This is a genomic window from Buchnera aphidicola (Anoecia oenotherae), assembly GCF_005080765.1.
Taxonomy (GTDB): domain Bacteria; phylum Pseudomonadota; class Gammaproteobacteria; order Enterobacterales; family Enterobacteriaceae; genus Buchnera_E; species Buchnera_E aphidicola_AB.
The window spans coordinates 503,054-515,312 of the sequence record NZ_CP033012.1 but is presented as its reverse complement, the minus strand read 5'-3'; the positions used below and the strand labels follow the sequence as shown (position 1 = coordinate 515,312).

Genomic DNA, 12,259 nt, shown 5'->3' with positions numbered 1-12,259 from the left:
TAGAAAAATAATGAGACTAATTCTTTTAGAAAAAATAAAAAATATAGGAAATGCAGGACAGGTTGTAGAAGTTAAATCAGGTTATGCTCGTAATTTTCTGATACCTAAAGGAAAAGCTATTTTTGCTAGCAAAGAAAACATTAAAAACCATGAATTACATCAAAGAGAATTGGAAGAAAAATCATTTAAAAAAATTTTAAACGCTAAAGATAAAATAAATCAACTACAATCAGTAGGTAAAGTTATTGTTTATTCTCAAGCTGGAAGTAAAGGAAAGTTATTTGGTTCTGTCGGTCCTTCAGAAGTTGTTACTGCAATAAAATCATTAGGAATGGAAGTAAATAAAAAAGAATTAATTTTTAATGATGGAAATTTACATTATATAGGTGTACATACTATAGTTTTTCAACCGCATAAAAAAGTAAAAACAGATTTTTTAGTAGAAATTATTCCATGTTAGTTTATAAAAAAAAGTTACCCGATTTGATTTTTGTTAACGATTTTATATATATATATATATTTTCGGTAACATTAATTTTTATAAAAAATAATTAAATTTATAAAAAAATTGTTTTATAGTGCAAAATAATAAAGTTAAATTTTAATTTAAAAAAAATGAAAAATAAAAAAAATTATATAATTAAGTGTAAAATTTTAGATCCTAAAATAGGAACAAAATTTTCTATTCCTAAGTATGCTACTAATGGATCCTCAGGTTTAGATTTAGTGGCATGCATTAATAAAAATATAGATTTAATTCCAATGAAAAGCATTTTAATTTCTACTGGAATAGCTATTTATATAGCGGATACCAGTATTACTGGTATTATTGTACCTAGATCTGGATTAGGTCATGAAAAAGGGATTATTTTAGGAAATACTGTAGGATTAATAGATTCAGATTATCAAGGTGAACTTATGATTTCAGTTTTAAATAGAACTAATAAAAAATTTCTAATTTTTCCTGGAATGCGTATCGCTCAAATTATATTCGTACCTATTTTTAAACCAACATTTAAAATAGTAAAAACGTTTAAAGAAAAAACAGATAGATGTATAAACGGATTTGGACATACTGGAACAAAATAAAAATTTAATTTTATAAATAAAATATTTAAATTTTAAAAAATAAATTTTTTTTTAAATATAAATATAAATTATAACCTATATAAAAATTTTTTAGTAATATCGAAAGTAATATTACATTAATTTAATAATAAATATGGAAATAAAAATAATAAAAAGTATTCATTTTTTAGTTAAGTAATTTATATCTAGTAATTATAGATTTATAAAAATTGATAATTATATTTATAATTATAAATTAATTTTATATAAGTCAAGACTTATTTTTACTTGACCCCTGCTGGATTTGAACCAGCGACCAAGCGATTATGAGTCGCTTGCTCTTACCACTGAGCTAAGGGGCCGAAATGTTTTTTATTATACCATATATAATAATAATTTATCTATATAAATTTATTTAGATAAAGTTACATATCCTTAGTTTATTTCTTGTAATGAATATATTTCTATTTTATAGGTGTAAAAAAAATTATAATTTTGACAACTTTTATTTTTATTGATATATTATATATAATTCCTCTGTAGTTCAGTTGGTAGAACAGCGGACTGTTAATCCGCATGTCACTGGTTCGAGCCCAGTCGGAGGAGAAGTATTATTTACTTTAAAAGTAAATAATATTTTTAACATTCTAAATGTTTTTAATAAACTATACTTTTACTTTTAAAAAAAACATTAAAGAATAACAAACTTGTTAAGTTTTCATCAAAAATGTTTTAAAGAAATATAAATAGCATATATAAATTAATATTTCTAAATCATATAAAATATTTATGATAATTAATTTTATGCTGCAGTAGTAGCGATTTACTAATATAAAATATATTATATTTTTTTTAATATTTTATATTAAAAAAAGGTTTTAAATAGAAAAACTATAATATTATTATAGTTAATTAAATAAATTACTTTAAAAATAATTTTTTAAACATAAAATTATATATTTAATATATACTAAGTACAAATGATTGAGAATAGTTTAAAACTAATTAAGGGTATATATATAAATATACATTATGAGCAATACTTTTCTTTTTTATGATTATGAAACTTTTGGCCTTAATCCGTCACTAGATAAACCAGCTCAATTTGCATCTATCCGTACTAATTCAAAATTTAAAATAATAGAAGATCCCACAGTATTTTATTGTTACCCTCCGAAAGATTATCTTCCTGATCCAAAATCAGTATTGATTACCGGTATTACTCCTGAATATACTATTAAACATGGATTTAATGAATCTTTGTTTTCAAAAAAAATTTATAGTATTTTAAATAAAAAATCATCTTGTATTGTTGGTTTTAATAATATTAAATTTGATGACGAATTTACTAGAAATATTTTTTATAGAAATTTGTTAGATATATATGGTTGGCAATGGAAAAATGGTAATTCAAGATTAGATGTAATTAAAATAATTAGAGCTTGTTATGTTTTTCGTCCAAATAAAATAAATTGGCCTAAGAATAAAGATGGTTCTGTTAGTTTTAAATTAGAAGATTTAGCTAGAGCAAATAATATAAATCATTATTGTGCACATGATGCACTTTCTGATGTTTATACAACTATTAGTTTGTTAAAATTAGTACAGGAAAAATATCCAAAAATGCTAAATTTTTTCTTTAAAATAAGAAAAAAAAGTGGTTTGTTAGATGTCTTAAAAAATAGTAGAAGTAAGTTATTTATTCATGCGTCTTCTTTTTTTGGATTTAAACAATATTATTGTAATTGTTTTTTTCCTATAGTAATAGATCCAAATAATAAAAATTTACTTATATATATAAATGTAGGAGTAAAAGACATAGAATTAAAATTTATAGAAAATAGATTTAATTTGATAAAAAGCAATAATATAGAATATTTTTTTTCGTGTGGATTTAGTTTTTTATATATGAATAGATGTGAAATTATAGCTCCAATAACTATTTTAAAAAAAAATGATTTTTTCAGGTTAAATTTGAATAAAAATATAATTTTAAAAAATAGAAAATGGATTAAAAACAATTATTTTCTTTTAAAAGACATAGTTCTTTTATTCTTAAGTAAGTATTCTTTTCAGATTAATAAAGATGAAAAAAATGTTGATTTATTAATCTATCGTTCTTTTTTAAGTAATAGTGACAAACTTATTTTAGAAAGCATTCATATGTTGCCTAAAAAGAATTGGAACATTTTAAAATTTGAAGATAATAGAATGAACAAAGTTTTTTATAGATACCGTGCTCGAAATTACTTTTATCTTTTAAGTAGATCAGAACAAGAAGAATGGGTTTATTATTGTAACTCAATAATTAATCAAAAAAAATTTTATGAGTATATTATTCAAATAAAATTTTTCCTAAAATATTATAACTATGATATTAAAAAAATAATTTTGTTAAAAAATATACTATTGTATGCAAAAAGAATTTATATAAAACATCGTTTAAATTTATTTTTTATAAAATCGACGTATTAAACATATAAGTAAAATAACAAGTAAAAATTAAATTTTTATTTAATAACAAACAATAATTCATATTGAAATATAAATATTTTTTTTCTAACTAGTATTTAGTATATTATTTTTTAAATAAAAAAATATTCATAAATTTTATGATTTTTATTTGATCTTTAGGATCAAACATATTAAGTTTTTTTTCATTAATTACTATAGTTTGATAATTCATCCATTTTAACCAAGCTTTTTTAGAAATTTTTTTATAAATTTTTTTACCTAATTTTCCAGGATATGGAACTTTATCCATTCCTTCTAAATTTTTTTTATAAAAAACACAGAATACTATACGTTTCATATTTATTTTATACACTGTAATTTGTTTGTGATATTAAATGAGAATATTTATCTAGAATTTTTAAAACTAAACTTGGAATTCCAACTTTTTGATGGTTTAATAAATTAAACCAAATAGCATCTTTTTCAGGTTTAAAATCTTTATTGGTTTTTATAATTAAGAATATAGGGGTAATTATAAATTTATATCGAGTAATATATAGTGTCATAGATCGTAATTGTTTTATTTTTACAGGAACTATCTTTTCTTCTTTTATCCAGTTAATTAAATAGTTTTTTTTAGTAAATAGTGGAAAGCAAAATAAGTCTTTCCAAAACGTGTATTTTTTACATTTTTTTAAAAAAATATATTGTTTGTAATTAATAATAATACACCAATAATTTTTTAATTGTAGAATTTTATTTCTAACAGAATATTTTTGAAAAAAATTTTTTTGAAAAAACATACATGCATAATTAATAGGACAAATATTACATTTTGGACTTTTTGGATAACAAATTAAAGATCCCAAGTCCATTAGCGCTTGATTAAATTTTCCGGCATTATGTAAAGGTAATATAGATTGAATTTTTTTCCATAGAACATTATCTATTTTTTTATTATATTTATTAAATTTTATTCCATATAATCGTATTAAAATTCTTTTTACATTACTATCTAATATAGGAAAAAAATAGTTATAGCTAATAGATAATATTGCTCCTGCAGTTGTTTTTCCTATTCCCGGTAGTTTTATTACATGATTAAAAACATCTGGAAATTGTCCATTATATTTACTAGAAATTATTTTAGCTGCTTTATAAATATTTTTAGCTCTTTTATAATATCCTAATCCGCTCCATTTATGTAAAACTGCATTTTCTGAAGATAAAGAAATGCTATTAATTGTGGGGTATTTTTTTAAAAATTTTATAAAATATGGAATAACAGTTTTTACTTGAGTTTGTTGAAGCATAATTTCTGATATCCAAACAGAATATATTGTTTTATTTTTTTGCCATGGTAAGTTTTTTCTTCCAAAAATATGAAACCAATTTAAAATTTCTTGTGAAACATTCATTTTTATCTCAACTTATAAATAAAAATTATAGTGAATAAAATGGTTATAAAAGAAAATTATATTAGATCAAATTTAAGTTATTTTTTAATTTGATGTTATATAGAGAATTATTCTTTTGTTTAAGAGATATTTAAATATGTTATCGATACTGTATTATAAATAATTTTATTATAAAATAAATAGGAAGATAAATATGGAAAATAGTTTTTTATTTACGCATGAAGTTAAAAATCATAAATTCTTGAAAAAAATTAATAGTTTTGTATGTAGACGAAGAAAAATAAAAGAACGTCATGAACTAGAAATTAAAAAATATTGGTCTTTAATAGGAATGATGTACACTAAAAATTTTGTTAATTTAAATAAGTTTTTTATTAATGAATATCCTTTAGTATTAGAAATAGGATTTGGAACAGGTATATCTTTAGTTGAAACAGCAAGACGAAAAAAAAACAATAATTATTTAGGTATAGAAGTATATTTTCCGGGAATATTGCAATGTGCACGTATTATTTACTCTTTAGGATTAAAAAATTTACGTATTATATATTATGATGCTACAGAAGTTTTTGAAAATATGATAGAAGATTTTTCTATTGAAAGAATTCAAATTTTTTTTCCTGATCCTTGGCCAAAGAACAAGCACAAAAAAAGAAGATTATTAAATAGGCAATTTATTATTTTACTATTACAAAAATTAAAAAGAGGGGGCGATTTATGCATTTCTACAGATTGCAAAGACTATTCCGATGATATTGTTAAAACATTAAGTAGTATAAAAAATTATTTAAATATAACAATATTGTACGATAGTTCTAACAAACTTTTTTTTTGTCCAACTACAGTCTTTGAAAAAAAAAGTAAGTTGTTAGGAAAAATTAATTTTTATATTTTATGTAAAAAATTATAAAAACTATATTAGTAACAAGTACGTATAACCGTTATGTTATATTTTTAATTTAAATAAAATTATTAAATAAAAAATTATTTATTAATTTTTTTAATTTTATTTAATTTAAAAATATTTCTAGTAGATTATTCATAAAATTTATTCCTTTTTTAGTTATTGTCCAGTAGAATTGTGTTTCTAACAAATATCCTTGGTTAACAGCTATCTTTATTTTATTTTCTATGTTTACATAAGGAATATTAGTTTTTGAAGAAAAACAAATTTTTTTTATAGGATTTAATAATCTAAATTTATTGATAAAATATTCTATAGGTAAATCTCTTTCCTTAATTTTATATTTTTTTTTTAAATATAATCCTTTCATAAACATATCAATATTTTTGTTTTTTATAGTTCTAATAATATCTCCATTAATTTGAGTAATTTTTCCATGAGCGCCACATCCTATGCCAATATAATCGTTAAAATCCCAGTAATTTTTATTGTGTATGCATTGAAAACCTGGTTTCGCAAAAGAAGATATCTCATATTGAGAATATCCAGCTTTTTCTAACATGTATTTTCCTTTTTTGAGTATTTTTAAATTAGTTCTTTCATTAGGAATATTTTTAGGTTTTTTATAAAAAAAAATAGTGTTGGGTTCTATTGTTAATTCATACCATGAAATATGCGACGGATTTATGAGTATTATTTTTTTTAAGTCATATATAGCATTGTTATAAGATTGTCCTGGTAAATTATGCATAATATCAATATTAAAATTTATATTTTGAATGTTTGATATGTTATACAATAAATCTTGTACTTGTGATCGACTGTATTCTCTACCTAGAGATTTTAGTATTTTAGTGTTAAAAGTTTGAATTCCAATAGAAAATCTATTAATTCCGATTTTTATAAATTGATTTATTTTTTTTAGTTCTATTGTATTAGGGTTAGATTCAATAGTAACTTCTGCAGTTTTAGAAACTTGTAGCTTTTTTTTTACATGACATATCAGATATTCTATTATTTCCGGATCAAATAAACTAGGTGTTCCACCTCCAATAAAAATAGATTTTATTTTTCTGTTATTTATAATTAATAAATCTTTATCTAAATCATTTAATAAATTTTCGATATATTTTTTTTGAGGAATTTTTTTTTTTATTTGATAAGAGTTAAAGTCGCAATAATAACATTTTCTTGAACACCATGGGATATGAATGTATAGGCTTAAATTAGGTAATTTTTTCATAATTAATATATTGGCATTTTTGATAAATATTAATTAAATTCATTATGTAAATTTAAATATGAATATAGATGTAATTTTAGATATATTTTTATTTCATATACGAAAATAATTATTGGATTTTAGTTTTATAAAATTTTTTTAATAATTAATTAATAATATAATTATATACATTAAAAACCATATTTTAGTTTATTTTTGACAGTTAATTTACATAACCAGCTTTCTAATATTATTACAGCAGATAAAGAATCAATTTTTTTTATTAGTGATTTTTTTTTGTACTTATGTATTAACTGTAATTTAGCTTCTACTGTAGTAAATCGTTCATCATGTAGTTCAATGTTTACTAAAAAATTTTCGCGTATGTATTTAGCAAATTTAATAGTTTTATAAGTAATTTTTTGTTTTTTTCCATTTAAATTTAATGGTAATCCAATTATTACATATTTTGGATTCCATTCTTTAAAAATTTTTTTTAAAGAATTACGTTCTGGAACACCGTTCTTTGCTTGTATTGGGTTTAATATGGTTGCTGTATTAGTTATTGTTTGTCCAATAGCAACTCCTATTTTTTTTATTCCAAAATCGAAAGCCAATATTGTCATTTTCTTTATTAAATAGTAGACTATTTTAGTGTTTATGAGATGAAAATAATAGTTGTATAAAGTTTTATACATAAAATAAAAACATAATATACTAAATTTAGTTAGTTAATTTATTTTTATAAGTAAGGATTTAAAAAATTAACTAAACATATTATTAATTAATCTGATTTTATTAACATAATATAAATAAAATATATTATTTATTTTTATTTTCTATTAATTAGGTATTTATTTATATAAGAGTTTATTTTAAATAATTTTTTTAATAAATACAAAATTTCTTATTCTTTGAAGAAATATTTTTCACGAAAATAATATTTATTAATGAAAATTAAATTCTTATTTTAATAAGAAAAAAACATCATAAGTAAAATTAAATATGTATTGTTGATGTATATTTTGTTTATATATAAATACAAATCTACATACATTTTTTAAAAAATCTGTGTTTTGTACAAAAATTTGTTAATTATTATCTAGTATAGCATTTTAAGATAAATTTTATGTTTCATATAATTTATTTTTTATGAAAAATATATTATATATTCAAGATGTTATTCATATAATTGAAAAAAATTTTTATATAAAAAATTTTATTATATATCTTTATATAAAGTAAGATGTTTAATATTTATTAATATCTTTTCTTAAGTTTATAGTTTTTAATTTTTGTGATTTCTGTTAGAATAATTGTCAAATCGAGACCAATGTCCATTAAAAGTTAACTTAATAGTTCCTATAGGTCCATTTCTTTGTTTTCCTATAATTACTTCTGCTATTCCTTTAAGTTCACTATTTTCGTGATATATTTCATCTCTATAGATAAACATTATAAGATCAGCATCTTGTTCTAAAGAACCAGATTCACGTAAATCTGAATTTACAGGTCGTTTATCCGATCTTTGTTCTAGTGATCTATTAAGTTGAGATAAAGCTATAATAGGAACTTTTAATTCTTTAGCTAAAGATTTAAGTGTTCTAGATATTTCTGCTATTTCTAAATTTCTATTTTCACCAAAAGAAGGAACACGCATTAATTGTAGGTAATCAACCATTATTAAGCTTAACCCTTTATTTTCTCGGTATATTCTTCTAGCCCTAGACCTTATTTCTGTTGGTGTTAATCCAGTTGAATCATCTATGAACATATTTTTCTTTTTTAAAAGAATATTGATAGTACCTGATAGTCTAGACCAATCTTCATCATCTAGTTGTCCAGTACGTATCTGTGTTTGATCTACTCTAGACAAAGATGCTAGCATCCGCATCATAATTTGTTCTCCTGACATTTCTAAACTAAAAATTAAAACAGGTTTATCATAGATCATAGCTACGTTTTCACATAAATTCATAGCAAACGTTGTTTTTCCCATAGAAGGACGAGCAGCTATTATTATTAAATCTGATGTTTGGAGCCCAGATGTTTTTTTATTTAGATCTTTATATCCAGTGTTAATTCCAGTAACTCCATGATAAGGAGTTTGGTACATTTTTTCGATAGTAGAAATAGTAGAATTTAGAATTTCCTCAACGTTTTTAGGTCCAGAATTTTTTTTTAATTTTTTTTCTGAAATTTTAAAAACACTAGATTCTGCATAATCTAGTAGTTCTTCACTAGTTTTTCCTCTAGGATTATAGCTTTTTTCAATAATTTTGTTAGCTGTTAGAATAATTTCTCGAAAAATAGATCTTTCTTTAATTATATCTGCATAAGCAGTGATATTGGCAGTACTTGGAGTGTTTTTTGATAATTCTGCTAGATAAGAAAACCTTCCTATAATTTCTAGTTTTCCTTTTTGTTCTAGTGATTCAGATAAAGTAATTAAATCAATGGGATGTCCTGATTGTAGAAGATATTGCATTTCTTTAAAAATTAATTTATGAGATTGTGTAAAAAAATCGTCAGCTACTATGCGATCTGAAATACTATCCCAATAGTCATTATCAAGCATTAAACCTCCTAAAAGAGATTGTTCAGCTTCTAATGAATGAGGTAGAACTTGCAAATTTTGAGAAAAAGTATTAATTTTTTGGTGAAATAATTTATTACTTTTCATATTTTATATATTTACCAAAATATAGATAAAAACTGAGGAATATAAATTTTAGTTTAAAATTCAATAATAATTTAAAAAATAGAGAGTTAGGTTAATTTTTAATGGAATTAAATATTGTTTGATATAAAATTTATTAATAAAAAAGATGAAAGCATTAATGTTAAAACTTTATTTTATATTGTTTACAACAATATAGAATAAAGTTTTATTAAACTATATAAAAAATGATCTTTTTAAAAGATAAATTTTAAATGTATTTAAATTTGAAAAAATACATGCATAAGAAATTAAAAATATAATTATTTATAAAATATTATATATATTTATATTTTATTAAATATACTTTAATTATATATGAATAAATTTCATAGCTTTTTCTAACATATTAATACTAGCATTTTTTTTGTAAGATTCTTGAATAAGATATTTTTTCCATTGTTTGTATCCTTTTTCTCCTTTAAAAAGTCCAAGTATATGTCGTGTTATTTTATATATTGGAATTCCGCAATTTATTTTTTTTTCTATGTATGGAAACATGCTATATAATAATTGAATATTACTTGTTTTTTTTTTAGAATAATTAAAAATTTCTTTATCTACTTTTTTTAATAAATTCGGATTTTTATATGCTTCTTGCCCAAGCATAACTCCATCTACTTTTTTTAAATGAAACAATGATTCTTTAATTGTAGTTATTCCTCCGTTAATAACTATATTTAAATGAGGGAATTCTTGTTTTATTTTGTATACAATATTATATTTTAAAGCAGGAAGAGATCTATTTTTTTTTGGACTATATATATTTGTAAAAGCATTTCTAGCATGTATAATAAATGTTTTGCAAAGAGTATTTGTAGATATTTCATGTATAAATTCGCTTAAAAAATTATAACTATCTTTATTGTTTATTCCAATTCTAGTTTTTATACTTATAGGAGTTGGAATAGAATCATTTATTGCTTTTACTATTTGAGTTACTAGAGTGCTGTTTTTCATTAAAAAAACACCGAACATACCGGCTTTAGCACTTTTAGAAGGACATCCTATATTTAAGTTTATTTCATGATAACCTTGATTGTACGATATTTTTGCACATTTAACTAGTTCTACTATATTACTTCCAGCTAGTTGAATGGCAATCGGATTGTATAATTTTTTTTTAAAATTTTTTTTTTATTTAAAATATATCTTGTGGTCATCATTTCAGTATATAAGATAGATTTTTTAGTAAGTTTTCGATGAAAATAGTTACAAAATTCATCAGTATAATTTAGCATTGGTGCAACGCAAAATCGATTTTGATTATGAAAATTTAAATTTGTATTCATTTTATAAAAAATAGTATGTATTTGTAATATAATAATATAGTAATATATCAAAAATTTATATATATAAACATTATTTTACTAAATATATTTTTTAATCTTTAATTAGATGTTTATTAGTATAAACAGTATGAAAGATAAATTATTAGAAGTATACATTTAACTAAATAAGATGTTTAATAGGAAAAATATTTAAATAAAAGTAAATATTTATGAAATAATGTAAATATATATTAAATATTAAATAATATTAAATTATTATTAGTATAATACAGAAAACTTACATAGAATTATAGTTAAAGAAGTCAGTATTTTATACTAATGTAATTTTACATTAACTAATAAGGTTTCAGTTATGGCTAGTAGAGGTGTTAATAAAGTTATTATTATTGGTAATTTAGGTCAGGATCCTGATGTTAGATATATGTCTAATGGAGGAGCAGTTGCAAATCTAACATTGGCTACTTCAGAAACTTGGAAAGATAAAAATACGTTAGAAATGAGAGAAAAAACAGAATGGCATAGAGTGGTTTTATTTGGAAAGTTAGCAGAAGTTGCTGGGGAGTATTTAAAGAAAGGATCTCAAGTTTATATAGAAGGTTCATTGCAAACTAGAAAATGGAAGGATAAAAGCGGCATAGATAGGTATACTACTGAAATCATTGTGAACATAGGTGGTACTATGCAAATGTTAGGCAATAGACATTCGTCTGCTGTTTCTAATAACGTTTCTAACACTTCATTTGTTCCTAAAAATAATAAACCAAATAAAGAAAACTTAAATGAAAAAAAATCTGTGGTAAATAAATCAACAAAATATATAAATTCTAAAAGTTTAGAAAATGATGAATCTATAGTAGATTTTGATGATGATATTCCGTTTTAAACAATTCTTTTTGTTTTAATAAAGAGTTATTTTTATTTTAGAATTAATATTATTTATTGTATGGTACATAATTTTATTACATTAAATTTTTTATTTTAAATATTAATATACTAGATTTTAGTTTATGATTAAATATGTGTTTAATTTTTAAATAATTTTTTTTGTTTATTAAGTATAAATACTTTAAAAATAATTATGAATTATAAACGTGCATAAAACATTTTTAAAATTTGTTTTATAAAAAATATAAATAATTAAATTTATTACATGTATAAAATATTTAATTAAATTAAAAAAAA

Annotated in this window: 10 protein-coding genes, 2 tRNA genes and 1 pseudogene; 6 read left to right on the top strand and 7 right to left on the bottom strand. The window is 21.1% G+C overall.

The window, feature by feature from the left end:
- Window positions 1-10: 10 nt before the first annotated feature.
- Together rplI and dut are read left to right on the top strand one after the other, a co-directional pair.
- Window positions 11-460, top strand: a complete 450-nt coding sequence (rplI, locus tag D9V65_RS02235; protein WP_158342101.1) for a 50S ribosomal protein L9 — start codon at window positions 11-13, stop codon at window positions 458-460.
- 155 nt (window positions 461-615) lie between these two features.
- Window positions 616-1,089, top strand: coding sequence for a dUTP diphosphatase (gene dut / locus D9V65_RS02230; RefSeq protein ID WP_158342099.1), 474 nt, complete (start codon window positions 616-618; stop codon window positions 1,087-1,089).
- A gap of 268 nt (window positions 1,090-1,357) precedes the next feature.
- Here dut and D9V65_RS02225 read toward each other — a convergent pair.
- Window positions 1,358-1,430 (bottom strand) — tRNA-Ile (locus D9V65_RS02225).
- 171 nt (window positions 1,431-1,601) lie between these two features.
- Here D9V65_RS02225 and D9V65_RS02220 point away from each other — a divergent pair.
- Window positions 1,602-1,674, top strand: a tRNA-Asn gene (locus D9V65_RS02220).
- Window positions 1,675-2,100: 426 nt separating this feature from the next.
- Window positions 2,101-3,543 carry an exodeoxyribonuclease I gene (gene sbcB, locus D9V65_RS02215; protein ID WP_158342097.1) on the top strand — a complete coding sequence of 481 codons (1,443 nt, stop codon included), beginning with the start codon at window positions 2,101-2,103 and terminating at the stop codon, window positions 3,541-3,543.
- 103 nt (window positions 3,544-3,646) lie between these two features.
- Here sbcB and D9V65_RS02210 read toward each other — a convergent pair whose 3' ends face one another.
- Window positions 3,647-3,880, bottom strand: a complete 234-nt coding sequence (locus tag D9V65_RS02210; protein WP_158342095.1) for an oxidative damage protection protein — start codon at window positions 3,878-3,880, stop codon at window positions 3,647-3,649.
- 7 nt (window positions 3,881-3,887) lie between these two features.
- Window positions 3,888-4,940: an A/G-specific adenine glycosylase gene (gene mutY / locus D9V65_RS02205; protein WP_158342093.1), complete on the bottom strand. Its 1,053-nt coding sequence runs from the start codon at window positions 4,938-4,940 to the stop codon at window positions 3,888-3,890.
- A gap of 193 nt (window positions 4,941-5,133) precedes the next feature.
- On the opposite strand from mutY, the gene trmB reads away from it, so the two are divergent.
- Window positions 5,134-5,850 (top strand): tRNA (guanosine(46)-N7)-methyltransferase TrmB, encoded by a 717-nt coding sequence (trmB, locus tag D9V65_RS02200; RefSeq protein ID WP_158342091.1) that lies wholly within the window; start codon window positions 5,134-5,136, stop codon window positions 5,848-5,850.
- A gap of 100 nt (window positions 5,851-5,950) precedes the next feature.
- On the opposite strand, the gene hemW is transcribed toward trmB, so the two are convergent.
- The 4 genes and pseudogenes from hemW to dusA form a co-directional block, all read right to left on the bottom strand.
- A complete protein-coding gene (gene hemW, locus D9V65_RS02195; RefSeq protein ID WP_158342089.1) occupies window positions 5,951-7,087 on the bottom strand; it encodes a radical SAM family heme chaperone HemW in 1,137 nt (378 codons plus the stop codon).
- 170 nt (window positions 7,088-7,257) lie between these two features.
- On the bottom strand, window positions 7,258-7,692 hold the full coding sequence (gene ruvX / locus D9V65_RS02190; RefSeq protein WP_158342087.1) for a Holliday junction resolvase RuvX: 435 nt from the start codon (window positions 7,690-7,692) through the stop codon (window positions 7,258-7,260).
- 662 nt (window positions 7,693-8,354) lie between these two features.
- Window positions 8,355-9,749, bottom strand: coding sequence for a replicative DNA helicase (gene dnaB / locus D9V65_RS02185; protein WP_158342085.1), 1,395 nt, complete (start codon window positions 9,747-9,749; stop codon window positions 8,355-8,357).
- 348 nt (window positions 9,750-10,097) lie between these two features.
- Window positions 10,098-11,026 (bottom strand): annotated as a pseudogene (gene dusA / locus D9V65_RS02180) (tRNA dihydrouridine(20/20a) synthase DusA).
- 403 nt (window positions 11,027-11,429) lie between these two features.
- Here dusA and D9V65_RS02170 point away from each other — a divergent pair.
- Window positions 11,430-11,960, top strand: coding sequence for a single-stranded DNA-binding protein (locus D9V65_RS02170; RefSeq protein ID WP_158342079.1), 531 nt, complete (start codon window positions 11,430-11,432; stop codon window positions 11,958-11,960).
- Window positions 11,961-12,259 lie beyond the last annotated feature (299 nt).